The following is an 18516-nucleotide window of genomic DNA, read 5'->3' as shown; positions in this document are numbered from 1 at the left end:
GCGCGCGGGTCACAGGTCGCTCTCCTGGACGTCGAGGATGGCGACCGCGACCTCGACCGCCCTGGCCGCGTCGCCCGCCTCGATCGCCTCCAGCAGGTCGTCGTGCGACGGGTCGGGCGCCAGCGCCGCCTGCTCCTTGTCCCTGACGCTCTCGCGCAGCGCGTCGCGCATGCTGCGGTAGAGGTCGGCCAGCAGCGGGTTGTGCGCCGCGTCGGCCACCAGCAGGTGGAAGTCGGCGTCGGCGTCGGCGAACCCGTCGAGGTCGCCGGTGCGCGCGGCCGACCCGCGGCGGGTCAGCGCCTCGCGCATCGCGGCCACGTCGTCGCCGGTGCGCTTGACCGCCGCCAGCCGGGCGGCCACCAGGTCGAGCCCGCGGCGCACGTCGATGATGTCCATCGCGGTCGCCCGGTCTAGCCGCCGGCGCAGCGCCACCTGCGACTCGTCGGTGGCGGTCACGTACGTGCCGTCGCCCTGCCTGGTCTGCAGCAGCCCGGCGTGGGCCAGCACCCGCACCGCCTCGCGCACCGACAGCCGGCTCATGCCGAGGCTCTCGGCGAGCCGGCTCTCGGACGGGATCTTCGTCCCGACCGGCCACGCCCCGCTGCCGATCTCCCTGCGCAGCTCCTCGATGGCGGAGTCGACGAGGGAGGTCCGCGCGACGTTACGCATGCGATCCCTTCCGTCCCGGTGGGCCTCCAGCCTAGAGGAGGGCGGCGGCCAGCCGCTCGATCGTCTCGCGTCCCTCCAGCGGTGTCAGCCAGGCGGCCGGCAGCGCCGCCGCGCCGCGCACGGCGCCCACCAGGTTGCCGCAGACCGAGCCGGTGGAGTCGCTGTCGCCCGAGTGGTTGACCGACAGCAGCAGCGCCCGCTCGGGCGACGGCTCGGCCAGGGCGCAGTAGACGCCGATGGCCAGCGCCTCCTCGGCCACCCAGGCGCCGCCCAGCGACTCGACCCGCTCGGGGGAGTGCGGGCCGGACGCGGCCAGGTCGAGCGCCGCGCGCAGGGCGCCGGACGTCTCCTCGTGCCGCGGCCGACCGGCCAGCAGGCCGAGGGCGTGGTGGACGGCGTCCTCCAGGGGCTCGCCGGTCATCACGCGGGCGACGATCGCGGCGAACGCGCCCGCGGCCAGGTAGCCCGTCGGGTGGCCGTGGGTGATCTGCGCGCAGACCGCCGCCAGCTCGAACGCGGCGCCCGCGTCGTACGGCGCGAGCAGGCCGAACGGCGCCGAGCGCATGACCGTGCCGCAGCCCTTGGAGCCGGGGTTCACCGGGCCGGGTGTGCCCAACGGCGACGGGCCGGGGAAGGGCCGGCGCAGCCCGGACAGGCAGGCGTTGCCCGGGGCCCGCCGCGAGTACAGCCAGCCCTCCTCGCGCAGCGCGCCGGTCCGGTGGGGACGGTCGCCGGGCGGGGGCGCCCGGTGCTCCTGGGTGTCGAGCCAGCGCAGGTACGCCTGCCGCACCCCGCCGGGCGTCGGATCGCGGGTCAGCGCCTCGACGGTGAAGAGGGTCATCTGGGTGTCGTCGGTGACGAGCGCGCTCGTGCCCCGCCAGGTGGCGACATATCCGGTGATGCCGTCCTGGCCGTGATGCCGGCGGATCTCCCGCAGCGACTCGAACTCGATGGGCGCCCCGAGCGCGTCGCCGATCGCGCCGCCGAGCAGGCAGCCCCGGATCCGGTCCTGTACGTCCATAGCTGGGATCTTGTCAGCTTTGGGGGCGGGTGAGAGATTGCGGGGGAAATCTAGACACTTGTCACGGAGGTCACGCGTGCCACAATTACGCCCGGCCCTCTTCGCGGTCGCCCTCACTCTGGCGATCGCGACCCCGGCACAAGCCGCTGCCGGACCCACGATCACCGTCAAGGACGGCCGGACGCAGCCGGTCTTCTCCTACGCCGACGCCGTCCGCGAGCACGTGTACGTCGAGTCCACCGTGGACAGCGACCTCGACGGCGCGCTCGACAGGGTCAGGGTGGACATCATCCGTCCCAAGGAGTCCGGTCCGGGCCTCAAGGTGCCCGTGATCATCGACGAGAGTCCGTACTACGACAACTCCGGGCGCGGGAACGAGGGGGAGCGCAAGCAGTACGACGCCTCCGGCAACGTCACGAAATTCCCCCTGTTCTACGACAACTACTTCGTCCCGCGCGGCTACGCCGTCCTCAACGTGGACATGCTCGGCACCACCAGGTCCGACGGCTGCCCCGACATGGGCGGCAAGGCCGACGTACTGGGCGGCAAGGCGGTCATCGACTGGCTGAACGGCCGCGCCAAGGCGACCAGGGCCGACGGCACCCCGGCCGTGGCCGACTGGACCACCGGCAAGGCCGCCATGATCGGCAAGTCGTACGACGGTACGCTCGCCAACGCCGTGGCTGCCACCGGCGTCGAGGGCCTGAAGACGATCGTCCCCATCTCGGCCATCAGCTCCTGGTACAAGTACCAGCGCTCGAACGGCGTGGTCTACAACTACGACTACGCCTCCTGGCTGACGAACTACGTCGACACCGACCCCGAGGCCAAGTGCCAGGCCGTCCGCGACCGCATGGACGCCGAGGACGGCGACGACACCGGTGACTACAACGCCTTCTGGAACGAACGCGACTACCTCAAGGGCCTGCTCGGCGACGCCTCCAAGGTCAAGGCCAGCGTCTTCGTCGTGCACACCGTCAACGACCTCAACGTCCGGCCGGACAACTTCTCCGCCTGGTGGCAGGCCCTGGCCCAGCGGAACGTGCCGCGCAAGATCTGGGTCGGCCAGTACCAGCACGTGGACCCGTTCGACTTCGAGGGCCGCAGGGACCTGTGGGTGGACACCCTGCACCGCTGGTTCGACTACTGGCTGCACGGCGTCCGCAACGGGATCACGAACGAGCCCCGCGCCGACGTGCAGCTCGGCCCGGCGCAGTGGACCACCCAGCGCGACTGGCCGGCCCCGTACGCGCTCAAGGCCGTGCTGCGGCCCGCCGCCGACGGCTCGCTCGGCCTGCTCAAGGCCCGCGGGAACAGCACCGCCACCTTCACCGACCTCGCGCTGAGCGAGAACGAGATGGTGGCCGACGTCGGCACGGCGCAGCCGGGCCGCGCGGCCTTCACCACCGGAGCGCTCCCGCTCGACCTGCGCCTGTCCGGCGTCCCCACCGCCGACCTGCGGGTCAAGCTCGACAAGCCCACCGCCAACCTGACCGCCCTGCTCGTCGACTTCGGCGAGGACACCCGCGTCGACTGGCGGCGCGGCCAGGGCGTCACCACGCTCACCGAGGAGGATTGCCACGGCGAGAGCACCGCGGCCGACGACGCCTGCTACAAGAAGGTGACCACGAACGTGGCCACCCGCCCGCTGGAGATCGTCGCCCGCGGCTGGATCGACGTCCAGAACCGCGACTCGCTCAGCCAGGCCCGGCCGCTGCCCGTCGGCACGTACGGGACGGTCAAGTGGCTGACGCTGCCGCAGGACTACACGTTCAGGAAGGGGCACCGGATCGGCCTGGTGCTGGCCGGGACCGACACCACCTACACCAGTGAGGAGGGCACCGGCGCGACCGTCACCGTCGACCTGGCCGGCAGCAGCGTGGCCGTGCCGTTCGTGCTCGGGACGCCGCTGACCGACGTGCCCAAGGACGGCGCCACGTTCAGGGGACCGCGGCAGCTCGACCTGCCGGAGCCCGAGCCCGGGTTCCAGTTCTTCTAGCCGCGCGTGAGGCCCCGGCGCGTCCGGGGCCTCATCGGCAGTTGCTCCAGTGGACGCCGCGCTCGGCGTCCAGCCGCCGTACGCCCTTGTCCCTGGCGATCGTCCAGCTCACCGGCAGGGTGAGCGTGCCGCCGGCGGTCGCCGTGCCGCCGGTGCGCAGGCCGTCGCCGGTGGCGCGGGCCGTCCAGACGATGGTGATCCGGCCGCGCCGCACGTCGGGCCCTCCGGGGCAGCCGGGCCGCGACCGCGGGTCCGTGACCCGGAACGTCGTGCCGTCCACGACGATGCCGCGCGTGCCGGTGGCCGAGACGACGCGGCAGGTCCCGGTGCACGACAGGGAGAACGACCCGGCGCGCCCGGACCCCAGCGAGACCGACCGGGGGGACACCCGGGCCGTGGGCGGGTCCGGTTTCGGCAGTTCGACCTTCCTGTCCTGGGACGACAGGCCGGAGCCGGCGGCCGGGCCGATCGCGGCCGTCCAGCGCGTGGGCGTCTCGGCCGGGAGGCTCGACTGCGCCGCCGTCCTGGTGACCGTCGTCGCGGGGTGGGCGCGGGCGTTGAGCACGGCCCAGACCAGGCCCACCACCAGCAGGCCGACGCCCAGGAGCAGGCCGAGCCTGGCCACCGCGCGGATCGGGGCCTCGGCCTCCTGCTCGGGCTCCTCGGGCTGCTCGCGCCAGAACTCCTGCCAGGGCGCCTCGCCGTCGAGCCGGTCGAGGGCGCCGGGCTCGCCGTTCCAGCCGATGCCGCCGTACCGGATGATCATGGCGCCGGGCGGGGCGGCGGCGCCGTCGCCGCCGCTCTCACCGGCAGCTCCACCGGCAGCTCCACCGATGGGGCCACCGACGGCGTTGCCGTTGGCCGTGCCGTTGACGACGGTGCCGCTCAGGCCGCCTTCGGCGCGGTCGCCGTAGACGAGTTTGTCGCCCGGCGAGCCGCGGAAGGGCCGGGTGCGGCTCGTCGGGGTGAACGGGTGCCGCCCGCGCGCCGCCGGTCCCGGAGGCTCCTGGTCGGCGGCGGCCGCGCCCGCCGCCGACCAGGGCTTTCCCGGTGTCGCCGTCGTGGGGTCGGCGACCGGGGTCATCGGCGTTGCCTCCACGCCCGGCGGGGCCCCGAGGGGCTCCACCAGGGTGCGTGCCTGCACGGGGAAGCCGTCAGCCCGCCAGAAAGGTGCGTCGGCGGGCAGCGGCTGCGCCGAGGCGAGCCGGGTGGGCAGTGTGCCGGGCAGCGCCGCGATCGGCAGCCGGCGCAGCAGCGTGGCGGCCGACATGGTGCGGGGCGCGGCCCGGCAGGCGGCGCAGCCCTGGATGTGACGGCTGATCCGGGCGCGGGCCCGCCGCCCCGGCGAGGTGACCCAGGCCGCCACCCGCGTGGTCAGATCAGGACATCCCGTACGGCCGCGCGCGGCGATGATCGCGGCGAACCAGCCCTCCAGCCCGTCGGACGCCCGCGTCACGACGGCCCGGACCTCGTCCCGGGTCAGGCTGAAGACGGTGGCCAGCTCGGCGTCGGACAGGCCGTGGCGCAAGGACAGGTCGAGCAGCTCGCGCAGCGGCCGGTCGAGGGAGAGCAGCGCCTCGGGCAGCAGCTCCGACATCCGGCCGGGACGCGACCACGAGCCGATGCTGGCCGGCTTGGCCACGAACGCGCGATGGGCGCGGGCCAGGGCGTAGAGCCAGGGCCGGTGCAGGGCGGGGTCGGGCAGCCGGCCCGCGTAGAGGTGGGCGGACACCAGCGCGCCCGCGACCGCCTGCTCGGCGTCGCCCGCGGCCAGCTCGGTGCGGCAGTAGTCGTAGAGGCCGGAGCCGTGCGTGTCGCACAGCTCGCGGATGGACTGGCGCGCTTCGTCCGAGAGCGTTCGCCACATGCGGTGTCACACCTCCTCAGCGGTGTCTCAGACGGGCCGGGCTCCGCCGGTGGATCCGGGAACGGTGTCGAGCAGCGAGGCCTGCGCGAGATAGGCCCGCGTGGCCTCCGGGTCGCCGGCGATGGCCCGCAGCCCGGCCATCGCCGCGGCCAGCCGGGCGCTGTCGCGCTCGCGCACGCCGGCCGGCCGCGTCCCGCCGCGCGGCATCACCCGCTGCAGCAGCACGGACCGCCGCCGCCACGCCCACGCCTCCAGCGCGGTGGGCGGCGCGAAACCGCCGAGCACGGCCGCGATCACCTGGCCGACCTCGGCGGCGTCGTGGATGCCGGCGTTCATGTTGAGGCCGCCGACCGTGGAGGTCAGGTGGGCGGCGTCGCCGACGAACAGCACCCGTCCGCAGCGGTAGGAGGTCAGCACGCCCCTGGACAGCCCGAACCGGTCGGCCCCGGTCACGTGGATGGGCCCGCTCGCCCCCGGCAGGGCGCGGCGGACCAGCATCGAGACGTTGGGCGAGGACAGCGGCTCGGTGGCGTCGCAAGGGATCCTGAAGATGATCCGCCAGTGGTCGGGCAGCGCGAGCAGCGTGCACGACTGCTGCACGTCGCGGACGTGGGTGAGCGGCGCCAGGCTCGGCAGCAGCCGGTCGAGCGGCGAGTCGGTGAACACCCGCAGCGCCTGTGTCGGGTAGGCCGACCGGGGGAAGGGCAGCCCGAGCGAGCCGCGTACCGTGCTGTGGCCGCCGTCGGCGGCGATCATGTACCGGGCCCGCGTCCAGGTGTGGCCGACGCGGACCCGGATGCCGGTGCCCCCCTCGGAGACCCCGTCGACGCGCGTGCCGAAGCGCACGTCGACGTCGGGGTAGGCGTTCAGGGCCGCGAGCAGCAGCGGGATGAGCGCGGCCTGGTCGGCGTGGAGCTTGAACGGGTGCTTGGTCAGGCCGTTGAGCCGGTTCATGCCCATCTCGGCCAGCACGATCCCCGAGCGGTCACGCCACTGCACCCGGTCGACCACGCGGCCCTTGGCGACGAGTTGCGAGGCCACGCCCAGCTCGTCGAGCAGGTCGAGCGTGGCCGGGTGGAAGGTGCAGGCCCGCGCCTGCACGGCGAGCTCGTTCTCCCGTTCCAGCACGGTGACCGGGATCCCGGCCCTGGCCAGCGAGAGCGCCGCGGTCAGCCCCGCCGGGCCGGCCCCGACCACGATGACGCCGTTCATGCGGGGCGCCTCCCCTGTTCCGCCATGTGGCGGCGGTAGGGCACCCGGCTGAGCGTGACGTGCTCGCCGATGGCCCGCGACAGGGCCCACCAGGCGGTGCAGAGGTTGGACGTGAGCAGCGTGCGGTCGTTGCCGGCGCTGAGCGGCCCGAGCACGGGCAGCGTGGCCATGCCGGTGCCGGTGAACAGCAGCACCGCGTCGCCGGGCACCTCGGCCCGCTCGACCTGAGTGATCAGCTCGGCCGGGGTGACCGCGTAGGAGGAGTAGCCGCCCTTGGCGGCCCGCACCTGGACGACCTGCGTGACGTTGAGCCCCGCCGTCTTCCAGAAGCGCTCGGCCAGCTCGGTCAGCCACGGCTGGTACGGCGAGACCAGCACGATGTCGCTCGCGCCGACGTGCTCGACCGCCTCCCTGGTGGCCTGTGTGGAGGACGCGAACGGCACGCCGGTCGAGGCCGACAGCCGGGCGCACTGGTCGCCGTCCTCGTCGGGCCCCAGCAGGTAGCGCGCCTCGCTGCAGGCCATGACCAGGGCGTCGAGCGGCAGGCCGTCGAACGCGCAGACCATGCCGGGCAGCGCCTCGTTGTAGCTCTCCAGTCGTTCGGCGAGCGCCACTCCCCGGTGCACGGGGAAGCGGGTGACGTGCATGTCGGCGCGCGAGCCGAGCAGGCGGGTCAGCTCGGGCTCCGCCGAGGGATTGGCGGGGGCGACGATCACGCCCACCCTGCCGCGGCTCATCTCACACCTTCCGGGTCGTGGACCGTGCGCATGACGGTCAGGCCAGCGCCTGGTCGATCTCGCCGATCGCCTGGACGGACACCTGCCGGATCCGGCGCAGCCGGTGGACGGTGCGCGCCGGGGCCTCGGCCCGTGCCGGCTCGTCCCGGCCCTCGCCCCTGGACTCCGCGGGCTGGGGCCGCGCGCCCCGGGCGTGCACTTCGTGCGGCTGCCGCCTGGACACCTCGTCGGTGAGCATGATCACTCCTGTCAGTCGCGGATCCGGGTGAAGCGGGCCGGGCGCGGCCCGCGGAGGTCATGGCCACCGGCACGGGGGCCCGCACGGATGCCGGCCCCCGGAGGGGGCGGTCGATCAGAGTCGTGGCGCCCGTCACGCCGATCGTCGCGCCCGGCGTCGCCGCCGTGCCGGTGGGGTCGATCGGGGAGCCGGGCGGGCCCGCCTCCCCGATCGAGGAGGCCGCCGCCCGATCACGGGCGGACGACCGCGAGGAAAGCCGGCCCCAGGCACTACCCCTTGAGTTGGCCAGCACGCCAGCCGCTACCGCGCCGGCCGTCAGCACCGTGCCGACTTTGTCGAGCACGTGACACACGGTGCCGGAGGGATGGGGTAGAGCCGGAGCCGGCCGCATGAGGGCCGCCACCTTGGCCGTCGCAGCGGCAGCCGACGTGGCCGCGTGCCGGGTCGGCGGGTCGGTGGGCGGCGAGGCCCGGCGTCGGGCGAGGAAGATCGGCGTCATCGCGCCGTCTCCGGATCGAGCGCGGCGGCGGTCCTGTTGGGCACGCTGACGCAGACCATGCGCTCGGTCAGCCCCGCACGCGGCCCGGAGGCGCGCGAGCGGACGGGCGGCGCGTCGCCGGCCACCGTGCGCGCGACCCTGGAGGCCAGCGCGAGGTGCTCGGCGCAGCGCCGGCCCACCTTCGACTCCAGCCCGGCCACCTGGGCCAGCCTGAGCCTGATGGGTTCCAGCGACGACCTGCGTTCGAGGCCGTCGAGGTCGGCCAGCCGGGCGGGCCAGCGCAGCGCGTCGCGGCAGCGGTCGACCACCGCGGCGGGCAGCTCGGCGGCGGGCAGCCCCTCGTGCCGCAGCCGGGTGGCGATCATGACGGCCGCGAACGACGTGCGGTCGAAGTGGGCCAGCCGGCCGGACAGGGCCGCGCCCAGCATCCTGGCGCGGTGGCCCAGGCAGACCGCGCTCCAGCCGAGCAGCAGCAGCCGGTCGGCCCCGGGCTCGGTGTGCCAGCCGGCCAGCCGCAGCTCGCGGGCCATGCGGTGGTGGAGCCGCCAGCGGTGGCGCGGGCTGTCCAGCCAGACCTCGACCCCGCCGAGCGGCAGCTCGGCGACATGGACGTCACGGCTCGTCAGCGGGCCGGCGACCCGCGCGCAGATGCGCCGGACCACCTGCTCCTGCCCCCGGGAGACCGGATCTTCCAGGAAGCGCGAGCCGCCGAGGGAGTCCATGGTCACGTCCGGCCACCTCCTCCCCGGAGACTCTCGCGAATCGTCCGGGCTGTTAAGCCACAGTTACCACGCGCTCCGATACTGTGCTGGAAAGAGGGGCTATGTCAACTCACACTTTGCGAATAAGTTGGTACCTACCCGCCGGGCAGAGCTGGCCCGCGTGGCAGGGGACAGTGGGGGTCTCGTACCTTAGGCTGGGAAAAGTTCACGGGCGGTAGGAGGTGCGCCGTGGCGAACTTCGCCGAACGGCTCGATCTCGCGCTGACCAAGCGCGGCTTCACAGGCGCGCAGGTCGCCTCCGCCCTCACCGAGGCGGGCATACCCATCACGCGCGCCTACGTCAGCCAGCTCCGCACCGGCAAGCAGACCAACCCGACGCTCCAGGTGCTCCGGGCGCTGGCCGCCTGCCTCCAGGTGAGCGTCGGCTGGCTGGTCGGCGACGAGCACTACGAGTCCGGCGCGGTCGAGGACCTGCAACTCCGGGCGGCCGCGATCGGCCTGTCGGCCTCCGGGCTGTCCGAGGGGTCGCTGGCCGTCCTGCGCGGCGTGGTCGAGCTCGCGCGCCGGGCCGAGGGGCTGCCCGGTGAGCCGGAGCCGGCCCCCGAGATCCCCGACGCCGCCACGCCGCTCAACGACTCCCAGCGCCGCGCGCTCGGCAAGCGGCTCCACGGCCTGCGCATGGGCGTGCAGCTCTCGGTCGAGCAGGTCGAGATCGCGCTCGGCAGGGGCGCCGCCGCGATCCCCGCCATCGAGGAGGGCCGCCTCGCGCCCACGCCGATCACCGTCGAGCGCCTGCTAGGCCTCTACGGCGTCACCGCCCCGCCCGTCCGTGAGTACGTGCTCTCCCTGGCCAGGGGCGAGCGCGAGGCCGCCTGGTACGACGCCCAGTCGGTGCCCGTCTGGCTGGCCACCGCGTACGCGCTGGAGCAGCGGGCCACGGTGATCCGCACGTACCATCCGCAGTTCGTCCCGCCGATGTTGCAGACCGAGGACTACGCGCGGGCCGCGCTCACCGTGGCCGGGCCCGCCACGCTCGGGCAGCCGTCGGTGGAGGAGGCCCTGGCGCTGGTCATGGCCCGCCAGGAGGTGCTGTCCGCGGCCGGTGACACGGTGTTGTGGGCGGTGATCGACGAGGCCGTGCTGCTGCGCTCGATCGTCGGCCCGCACGCCCAGCTCCGCCAGCTCGACCTGCTGCTCGACCACGCCAAGCGGCCCAACGTCTCGCTGCACGTCGTGCCGGTCGACGACCCCGCGTACGTGCCGCGCACCGGCCCGTTCACGCTGTGGCGCTTCGCCGAGGCGTTCGAGCCCGACGTCGCCTGCGCCCACGGCATCGAGTCCGACGAGCTGATCACCGACGTCGCCGCGGTCGAGACCTACCACCAGGCGTTCACGAAGTTGTCGGTGACGACCACCACCCGCGAGGAGACGTACGAGGTGCTGGAGGCCCACCGCGAACGCCTCTCGCGCTCGATCGGAAAATGATCTCCTGACGGGCGGGCCATTCAGGTAAGGCATATTTCCGTAGAATTAATGCTTTTCCTGTTGTCTTCCGGCGCGTATCGAGGATCATATGGTCTGGGTCATCGAGTGGGGTCCGAAAGGACATCTTTTCCCGAGATAGTGGGCGAGGGGAAAGGGGCAACACTCAATGCGTCAGCGTGCCATCCGAAACTTGGCAAAGCTGGAGATGACCCGAGCGACGACAACCCGGGTGCTCGACGCGGCCGCGGGCGGGAAGAACAACTTCTCGGCCGACCGCGATCTGGTGCGCCGATATGACCAGGCCGCGTCCGTGACGACCACCGCCGCACGGGCCGTCCTGCAATTCCTGGTGCGCGTGGTCCGTCATTTGGCGGCGGAAGGCGTGGACCAGTTCATCATTGTGGGAAGCGGCGTGCCCAGCGGTCTTCCCGCGGGCCGGCAATTGCACGACGTGGCCATGGGAGGCCCAGGCGGCGCGCCCGCCCGGGTGGTCTACGTGGAGAACGATCCCATGGTGCTGGCCCTCGCGCGGGCCACCATCGAGCCGATCACCGACCTGGTCCGCGTGGTCGAGGGCGACGTGCGGGAGATCGACGCCATCCTCGACGACGGGGTGGTGCGGCGCTTCCTCGACTGGGACCGTCCCTTGGCCGTGCTGCTGCTGTCCACCCACAGCCTGGCCGACGACGCGTACGTCCACTACGCGCTCGAACGGGTCCGCCGGGCGGCGCCGGACGGCAGTTACCTGTCGCTGGTGCAGACGACGTTCGACGGCGTGCCCGGCGAGCTGCTGCCGGCGATCCGCGACCTGCTGGCCATGACGTTGCCCGGCCACGCGATCCGCGGCAGGCAGCAGGTGGCGGCGCTGCTCGACGGTCTGGTGCTGGTCGACCCGGGGCTGGTGTGGGTCCCGGAGTGGCGGCCCGACGGCTCCGGCGTCGCCTGCTCCGACCGGCCGAGCTCGTCGGGCACGTACGGCGCCGTGGCCCGCGTCCCCTGAAGCCGGGGCCGGGGCCGTGGGCTGGGGCCGCGGCGCGGCGTCTCCGGGTGTCAGGCGCCGGTGGAGGCGGTGGCGGGCGTGGCCGGTTCGCCGGCCGCGCCCTTGGACGGCTCGACCCCGAACGCCAGCACCGCCACCACGGCCAGGACCAGCGGGACCGCCCCGAGCAGCGCGGTCGTGCCGATCGACGGCGCCGCGGCCCCGGCCACCAGCACGGCGGTCACGGCCACGCCGCCCGCCTTGCCCATCCCCGCCGACAACCCCGAGCCGCGCGAGCGCACCCGGGTCGGGTAGATCTCCGAGCTGTAGGCCGCCAGCACCGCCGCGATCGTCGCCGTCCCCACGATCGGCCCGGCCAGCAGCAGGTACAGCCAGGTACGGTCGTGCGCCAGCGTCTCGCCGGAGAGGGCCAGCACCGCCAGCGCCGCCCCCACCAGCGCCGACAGCGTGACGATCGTCTTCTTCGCGCTCCACAGGCCGTACATGGCGGCCGAGATGAAGATCAGCGGCAGGCCCAGCAGCGTCGAGTCGCGCAGCGCCCGGTCGGCCGTCTGCTGGTCGAGGCCCAGTTTCTGCAGGTTCGACGGGATCCAGAGCTGGAAGCCGTACGTGACCAGGCCGATGCTCAGCCCGAGGACCACGACCGCCACCGTCAGCCCGGTGAACGGGCGGCGGAACAGCCGCGAGTAGCCGCCCGCGTGCTCGTCCTCGACGCGCTCGACGTCGGCGGTGACCTCCTGCGCGGCCTCCTCGGTGGTGGCGGCCGCGCCGTACCGGGCCAGGACCGCGCGGGCCTCGGCGTCGCGGCCGTGCGCGAGCAGGAAGCGCGGCGACTCGGGGATGAACCGGTTGAGCAGGATGAGGAACACCCCGGTCGGCAGCCCGACCAGCCACAGGACCCGCCAGGAGAACGTCGGCGCCAGCGACGCCGACAGCCAGCTCGCCGCCAGGTAGGCGACGGCCAGGTTGCCGCCGATGAGCACCATCACCCAGCCCTTGTGGCGGGGCGGGATCGTCTCGGCCAGCAGCGAGAACGTGATCGGCAGCATGCCGCCCGCGCCCAGCCCCATGGCCACGCACATGGCCAGGTTCCATTCGAAGTCGGGCATGACGCCGCAGATCGCGGTGCCGATGAACAGCACCCCGGCGAACAGGATCGACGGCTTGCGCCCGATCTTGTCGCCCATCCAGCCCCACAGCAGCGAGCCGAGCACCGTCCCGGTGAGCCCGGCCAGCGGCAGCAGCGCCACGGGCAGCTCGCCGGCCGGGTTGAGCGCGGACTTCAGGCCGTACTCCTTGGCCATGCCGGGTGCGACGAAGCCGAGCGTGATCGGCTTCATGGCGTCGATGATCACTGCGACCGACATGACCACGATCAGCCCGATGTGCGCCGGCCGCATGCGCGCGTCGTCCAGCGCGCGGACGCGTACCTCGGCGGCGGGCCGGGCGGTGAGCGCGCCGGGCGGGATCAGCCCGTACGCGGTGACCGCCAGCCCCGCCACGATCAGCGCCATGCCGATCGCCATCGGCGGGTCCATCGGCATGCCCGCCAGGCGGTAGTGCATGTCGGCGCCGTGCAGGTACATCGGCAGATGCAGCACGACCCCGGCCACCGTGGCCAGGAAACCGAGCCAGAAGTACAGCGGTCGAGCCAGCTCGACGCCCCCCATTGCCCCTCCGTGAGCAGATCAGTGAGCAGATCCGTGATCAGAGCAGGCGGCCGCCGCGCAGCCGCCATTCGACGAACAACACCCGCATCGGCCCGTTCACGAACAACCACTGGCCGAGCCAGACGAAGGCGAACATCACCGCGAACGCCCCCACGCCGACCGGGCCGGTGACCCCGGGAACGAGCCCGCCGTCCAGCAGCAGCCACGTCAGCAGCCCCTCGGGCACGGCCGTGACCAGCCCGAACAGCGTCGGCCAGTCCTTGTCCCAGCGGAACTGCATGAGCAGGTGGTACAGCAGCTCCCAGCCGACGCCCGCGACGGCGACGGCCAGCAGCACGAGATAGGCGTCCTTGAAGGACATCGGCAGCACCAGGGTGATCAGCGCGGTCAGCGCCGCGCCCACGGTGGCCAGCGTGAACAGCCGGGTCTGCAACCGCCCGGCCAGCGTCGGGATCAAGCGGGCCTCCTGTTCGCCGCCCACCGCAGCCACTGGGCGGCGGACCTCATCGGCCCGAGCCCCTTGCAGAACCCGCGCCTGGTCAGGTCGGCGGCGATGTCGAGCGCGGCGGTCTGCATGCCCAGGAAGCTGTCCACGGCCAGGAAGTGGTTGCCGGCCGTGGCGGCGCCCGAGGCGTACAGGACGCCGCCCTCGCTCTCGGCGCCGAGCACCTCGAAATGCGGGCCGACGCGCAGCCGGCCGGCCTTGTTGGGCTGGGCGCCGCCGTGCCGCAGCAGGTCGTCGAGCACGCGGTGCTCCGGCATGTCGGCCTCCAGCCCGGTGCAGTCGATGATGAAGTCGGACACGTACTGCATGGCGGCGGCGTGCACGCTGCTGGTGTGGGTGACCAGGCGGCCGTCGGGGGCCTGCTCGATGCGGTCGACCACGGCCTGGGTGGGGTGGTACCAGTTGCCCTGGCGGCCCCTGCGCATCTGCTCCTGCCAGCGGGCCAGCTTCGGGGTGGTGGTGCCGGCCACCGTCTTGGAGATCGCGGCGCGCTGCTCGGGCGTGGCCTTCCTGAAACGGGCCTTGAGCTGGCCGCCGAAGGCCGACTTGGGCATCGTGAACGCCTGGTAGGCCCAGCCGTCGCCGCCCTGGCGCCGCATGAAGACGCTGGGGCCGTGCGGGCCGGCCACGTACGTGCGGAACAGGTGGACGATCTGGGTGTGCAGGCCGTACCGCTCACGGTCGTCCATCAGGCGCTGGAGCACCCGCGAGGCCACGATCCCGGCGCCGCGCACGACCACCACCCCGGGACGCTTGCGCAACTGGTCGTAGACGTGCTCGTGCGGCTCGTACGCGTTGACCACCCGGTACCGCTCGCCCTTGGCCTGCCGGAACTCCTGGAGGTCGTCGAGGAACTTCAGCCCCGGGTAGCCGACGGCCAGGTGCACGTACTGGGAGCGCAGCACCACCCGCTTGGTCGGCGAGGTGCCCGACGGCGGCGTGAGCACGGTGAAGTACCCGCCGCCCAGCCGTTTCCTGACCATGCGCACCTGGCCCTTGGCCAGCATGTGCCAGTAGCCGATGCGGTCGGCCTCGCGCCGCACGGTCTGCGTGACCAGCCCGGCGCGCGGGCTGTAGAAGTCGGTGAACAGCGGCTCGGCGAGCACCTGGAGGATCGGCTTGAGCGAGCCGTCCTGCCACGCCTCCTGCACCGCGTACGAGGGGAAGCCCCAGATGTTGTCGGGACGCGCGCCGGCGTCGGAGCGGATGCGCTCGTGCGCGGGCAACTGGGAGACGCGGGTCAGGTACTCCCACGTCTGCCACGGTGTGTCGCTGGTGGACAGCACCCGCATCGCGGGGATCGGCACGCCCCGGACGCGCAACACGTCGACCAGGGTGAACGAGCCCAGCCCGCCGCCCACCGACACCAGCGGCACGTCATGGACGGGGATGCCGGCCGCCTGCACCAGCCGGTCCGTCCAGGACGAGGAATGCAGTAGCTCCGGAGTCAGGTCTCCCCGTGACATTCTGTGACCGAGCCCTCCCTGTCGCGGTTAAAGCTAGCGTAAAAGCCGGGCATTCAGTCCCACCAGAACGACCAGGCGTGTTGCCCGATGATCTGCTCGGCGTACCCCTGGAGGTCGCCCGGCCCCTGCACGACGTTGTCGGGGCAGAACGCCCAGTGCTCGGCGGCGACGTGCAGGGCGTGCTCGGGGTCGGCGGGCGGCGCGGCCACGCTCAGGTCGAGCGTGTTGAACCCGACGCTCACCACGCGGGCCCCGAACCGGTCCTCCCAGCTCCGCACCACGGCCGCCAGCGGCACCATCCACTCGTTGTGGTGCAGCGCGCCCTGCCAGCCCATGACCGCCAGCGCGTCGGCCCCCCGCCCGGCCGCCACCAGCCCGAGCGGCATGCCCTTGGGCGCCAGCTCGCGGGCCAGCCAGTCGGCCACGTCGCCGGGGTCGGCGCGGGGCACCCCCGGCGGCGCCAGCCCCGGGCAGAGCGCCCCGTACGGCTCTAACTCCGCCAGTGCGTCGCGCGGCATCTGCGACACCCACTCCTGCCACACCTCGGTCATGAACCCCTCGGCGGTGAAGTGGCCGATCAGCAGCGGGTCGTCGGGCACGATCTGCCCGATCGCCCACGGCTGGGCCGACTCGTCGAGCAGGACCGGCCACAGGCCGCTGTGCGGATGCCAGACCCGCATGAACGACCAGTCCTCGCCCGCGGCGCGCTCGTCGCTCATCCAGAACGCCGGCCGGGCCGCCGCGACCTGCCGGGTGTAGGCCGGGTCGGGCCAGACCACGTCGCCTTCGGGCAGGCCCGGGGGCAGTCTGCGCCCCTTGCCGCCGTCGGCGAACAGCTGGCACAACTCAGGTGGCAGCTGGTGATCGTCCATGCCCTACCGTTCCGATACCGAATCCCGTCTCGGAGATGGTAGTGCCGCGGGTCGCCCCGGGTCTTTGGTGGCACGCGAAACCTTCTCGGACCAGCGGATGCGGTGCTTCACGGCACAATGATGGCTGTGATCCCCTTCGACGCGGTTCTCACCGATCTTGATGGCGTGCTCCGCCTCTTCGACCACACCGTCCAGGCCGAGATCGAGGCCAGGTACGCCCTGCCGCTCATGGCCACGGCCTTCGCCCCGGAGCTGATCGAGCCCGCCACGCTGGGCCGGATGACCGAGCGCGAGTGGCTGGACGCGGTCGCGGTCGCCCTCGGCGGCGACGAACGCGCCAGGCAGGCGGTGGCCGAGTTCGGGGCGGTGCCGTTCCGGGTGGACGAGGAGGTCAGGGCGCTGCTGGCCAAGGCGCAGCAGCACGTGCCGGTGATCATCGTGACCAATGCCATGGACACCGTGGAGGAGCACCTCGACCGGCTGGGCCTCACCTACTTCGCCGACGACCTGGTCAGCAGCGCCAGGGTCGGGGTGGCCAAGCCCGATCCGCGCATCTACGAGATCGCCGCCGAACGCGCCGGGGCCGACCCCGCGCGCTGCCTGTTCGTCGACGACCGGCTGCCGAACGTGGAGGCCGCCAGGGCGCTCGGCATGACGGGCGTGCACTACCGGAGCGTCGCCGACCTGGCGGCCGTCCTCGGTCACCTCTGAGCGAGGACGTGCGACGGCCCCGCCCGCGGGGAAGCGGGCGGGGCCGTCGGCGAGGTCAGTCGGCGCAGATGGCGAACACGCTGATGCCGACGTCGTTGTAGCCGATCTGGCGGCCGAGGGCGATCCAGCCGCGGGCGTCATCGGTGGGGAACGACCCCACCAGGATCGCGCCGTTGCCGCGGGCCTCGCCGCCGCCGCCGAGGACGTGCTTGCCCCCCGGGCAGTAGACCGTGCGGCGCTGGAAGTTGGGGACGTTCGCGTTGGGCAGGGTGACGAGCTGGTAGCCGGGCGGCAGCGCCGCCTGCCGGGTGGCCGCCGAGACGGGGCTGGACGCCTGGAGCGCCACGACGGTGGCCGTCACGCAGGCCGCGGTGGCGAGGGCGGCGACGGAAAGGAACAGAGACTTCTTCGATGGCATGGTCTCTCCTTGGCCTGTTCCCTGACGGTCACGGTTTCCGGGCAGCACGCGGCACGCCGGCTTGTGCGGTGCTGTGGGGGGAGACGTGAGAGCAGGGACGAGGGTGCTGACACGTTGAGTATCTGCTCCGTCGCATTCCGTGTCCATACGTGATTCGCAGGTTTTCCGGAGATCCCGCCAGGTGGGAGGTGTTTCCGGCGCGGCTCGCGCCGGCCGCGCCGGAAACGTCGAGGGCCCCCGGGGGTCAGTAACCACCGCCGCCGTAGGGCGACTTCGTCTTGGGGGCGGAGCGCGGCGTGGGCGCCGGCGTGCTCGCGGGGGCGGCCGAGGAGGTGGGCTTGGTGCCGGCGGGGGCGATCATCCCGATCAGGCCGTGCTTGGCGCCGTCGATGCCGGCCGAGAACCACAGCGTGTTGACGCCGCCGGTGGCCGCGGTGCCGGGTTCGAGGTCCCACAGGCCGGGGAGCGTGACGGGACGGCCGTTGGACGTGGTGATCGCGCCCAGGTGGCGGTTGTTCTTGTAGGCGTGCACGGTGCCGTCGCCGAAGTTGCCGACCAGCAGGGCGCCCGCGTACTGGCCCCAGCCGCGCGGCGCGGCGGTCATGGCCCAGGGGGCGTTGAGCCCGACCTTGGAGATGCGGCCGGTCAGGCGGCCGTCGGCGTTGAAACGGCTCACGAAGCCCTTGCCGGCGCCGAAGACGGGCTTGCCGGTGGCACGGTCGCGCAGCGCGTACGACACCCAGACGCTGCCGTTGACCACGGCCACGTTGTAGGCGTTGTAGCCGCGCGGGACCTGCGAGTCCTGGAACTGCCAGCCGGCCAGGCGGATGCGCCGGAAGTTCTCGTCGAAGGCGTGCACGCGCCCGTGGGCGAAGTCGGCGGCCAGCAGGAAGTCGCCGTCGCCGGTCCGGACGAGCTCCAGGCCCTTGTAGTCGGCGCCGCGGGTGAACGCGGCGATGACGGCGTTGGCCGGGTCCGCCTCGGCGTTCCAGCCGGTGATCGCGCCGCTCGGGCTGCAGAAGATGAACGTGGCGGGCCGCCCCTTCACGGTGAAGCCGTCACCCGGGTTGAACACCTGGCCGGTCGGGGAGCCGCCCGGGATCCACACCTCGGTCTTCTCCTTCTTGCCCGTGCCGGAGTAGACGGTGGCGGTGCCGGTGCCCGCGTTGGAGACCCACAACGTCTTGCCCATGGCCAGGCCCCACGGGTTGACGACCTTGGGGTCGGTGACCGGGGCCTTGCCCTTGACGTCCGACACCAGGTTGATGACGTCGAAACGGGTCCTGGTGGTCGCGTGTGCGGGGGCGGTGAGAGTCGCTCCCGCGACGGCCGCGACAGCGCAGAGTGTGATGATGCGGAGTCGCATCCGTGCCTCCTAGTTAGCGCTTGTGACGCGAGATACGCGGAGGGCGTGGAGCGGGTTCA

The 18516-nt window shown here is 73.0% G+C and carries 17 protein-coding genes; 4 read left to right on the top strand and 13 right to left on the bottom strand.

All coding sequences use genetic code 11. The annotated features are described in order from the left end of the window. Positions 1-9: 9 nt before the first annotated feature. Both AB0J97_RS19435 and AB0J97_RS19430 read right to left on the bottom strand, forming a co-directional pair. Positions 10-669, bottom strand: coding sequence for a FadR/GntR family transcriptional regulator (locus AB0J97_RS19435; RefSeq protein WP_364090404.1), 660 nt, complete (start codon positions 667-669; stop codon positions 10-12). Between the two features lie 31 nt (positions 670-700). Further along, on the bottom strand, positions 701-1690 hold the full coding sequence (locus AB0J97_RS19430; protein WP_364090401.1) for an ADP-ribosylglycohydrolase family protein: 990 nt from the start codon (positions 1688-1690) through the stop codon (positions 701-703). A 76-nt stretch (positions 1691-1766) separates the two neighbouring features. Between AB0J97_RS19430 and AB0J97_RS19425 the strand changes: the two genes are divergently transcribed. Beyond that, on the top strand, positions 1767-3689 hold the full coding sequence (locus AB0J97_RS19425; RefSeq protein ID WP_364090398.1) for a Xaa-Pro dipeptidyl-peptidase: 1923 nt from the start codon (positions 1767-1769) through the stop codon (positions 3687-3689). 31 nt (positions 3690-3720) lie between these two features. Here AB0J97_RS19425 and AB0J97_RS19420 read toward each other — a convergent pair whose 3' ends face one another. The 5 genes from AB0J97_RS19420 to AB0J97_RS19400 all read right to left on the bottom strand — a co-directional run bounded on the left by AB0J97_RS19420 (position 3721) and on the right by AB0J97_RS19400 (position 8970). Beyond that, positions 3721-5556 (bottom strand): hypothetical protein, encoded by a 1836-nt coding sequence (locus AB0J97_RS19420; protein ID WP_364090395.1) that lies wholly within the window; start codon positions 5554-5556, stop codon positions 3721-3723. A 27-nt stretch (positions 5557-5583) separates the two neighbouring features. Further along, positions 5584-6768 carry an FAD-dependent oxidoreductase gene (locus tag AB0J97_RS19415; RefSeq protein WP_364090392.1) on the bottom strand — a complete coding sequence of 395 codons (1185 nt, stop codon included), beginning with the start codon at positions 6766-6768 and terminating at the stop codon, positions 5584-5586. Then, a complete protein-coding gene (locus AB0J97_RS19410) occupies positions 6765-7505 on the bottom strand; it encodes a hypothetical protein (RefSeq protein WP_357697784.1) in 741 nt (246 codons plus the stop codon). Before AB0J97_RS19410 ends, AB0J97_RS19415 begins: the two co-directional genes overlap by 4 nt. 37 nt (positions 7506-7542) lie before the next feature. Next, a complete protein-coding gene (locus tag AB0J97_RS19405) occupies positions 7543-7743 on the bottom strand; it encodes a hypothetical protein (RefSeq protein ID WP_364090389.1) in 201 nt (66 codons plus the stop codon). Positions 7744-8238: 495 nt separating this feature from the next. Beyond that, positions 8239-8970 carry a hypothetical protein gene (locus tag AB0J97_RS19400; RefSeq protein WP_357697788.1) on the bottom strand — a complete coding sequence of 244 codons (732 nt, stop codon included), beginning with the start codon at positions 8968-8970 and terminating at the stop codon, positions 8239-8241. A gap of 222 nt (positions 8971-9192) precedes the next feature. Here AB0J97_RS19400 and AB0J97_RS19395 point away from each other — a divergent pair, with 222 nt between their 5' ends. Next, complete coding sequence (locus AB0J97_RS19395) at positions 9193-10449, top strand: Scr1 family TA system antitoxin-like transcriptional regulator (protein WP_364090385.1); 1257 nt, start codon at positions 9193-9195, stop codon at positions 10447-10449. A 190-nt stretch (positions 10450-10639) separates the two neighbouring features. Continuing rightward, positions 10640-11449 (top strand): SAM-dependent methyltransferase, encoded by an 810-nt coding sequence (locus tag AB0J97_RS19390; protein WP_364090382.1) that lies wholly within the window; start codon positions 10640-10642, stop codon positions 11447-11449. A 50-nt stretch (positions 11450-11499) separates the two neighbouring features. Here the strand turns inward: AB0J97_RS19390 and AB0J97_RS19385 are convergent, their stop codons facing one another. Genes AB0J97_RS19385 through AB0J97_RS19370 form a run of 4 tightly spaced genes read right to left on the bottom strand, consistent with a single transcriptional unit; the run spans position 11500 to position 15962 of the window. Beyond that, positions 11500-13119, bottom strand: a complete 1620-nt coding sequence (locus tag AB0J97_RS19385; protein WP_364090379.1) for an MFS transporter — start codon at positions 13117-13119, stop codon at positions 11500-11502. A gap of 37 nt (positions 13120-13156) precedes the next feature. Then, on the bottom strand, positions 13157-13576 hold the full coding sequence (locus AB0J97_RS19380) for a hypothetical protein (RefSeq protein ID WP_357697796.1): 420 nt from the start codon (positions 13574-13576) through the stop codon (positions 13157-13159). Further along, positions 13573-15090, bottom strand: a complete 1518-nt coding sequence (locus tag AB0J97_RS19375) for a hypothetical protein (protein WP_357697798.1) — start codon at positions 15088-15090, stop codon at positions 13573-13575. Before AB0J97_RS19375 ends, AB0J97_RS19380 begins: the two co-directional genes overlap by 4 nt. A gap of 53 nt (positions 15091-15143) precedes the next feature. After that, on the bottom strand, positions 15144-15962 hold the full coding sequence (locus AB0J97_RS19370) for a DUF4253 domain-containing protein (RefSeq protein WP_364090374.1): 819 nt from the start codon (positions 15960-15962) through the stop codon (positions 15144-15146). 126 nt (positions 15963-16088) lie between these two features. Here AB0J97_RS19370 and AB0J97_RS19365 point away from each other — a divergent pair, with 126 nt between their 5' ends. Next, positions 16089-16673, top strand: a complete 585-nt coding sequence (locus tag AB0J97_RS19365) for an HAD-IA family hydrolase (RefSeq protein ID WP_364090371.1) — start codon at positions 16089-16091, stop codon at positions 16671-16673. Positions 16674-16728: 55 nt separating this feature from the next. Here AB0J97_RS19365 and AB0J97_RS19360 read toward each other — a convergent pair whose 3' ends face one another. Further along, complete coding sequence (locus tag AB0J97_RS19360) at positions 16729-17091, bottom strand: hypothetical protein (RefSeq protein WP_364090368.1); 363 nt, start codon at positions 17089-17091, stop codon at positions 16729-16731. A 244-nt stretch (positions 17092-17335) separates the two neighbouring features. After that, positions 17336-18457, bottom strand: a complete 1122-nt coding sequence (locus tag AB0J97_RS19355; protein WP_357697806.1) for a TIGR03118 family protein — start codon at positions 18455-18457, stop codon at positions 17336-17338. Between the last annotated feature and the right edge of the window lie 59 nt (positions 18458-18516).

Origin of the sequence: Nonomuraea sp. NPDC049607, assembly GCF_040675375.1 — a bacterium.
GTDB lineage: Bacteria > Actinomycetota > Actinomycetes > Streptosporangiales > Streptosporangiaceae > Nonomuraea.
Note: the sequence above shows the minus strand (reverse complement) of the source record. Positions and strands in the feature narration are given on the sequence as shown.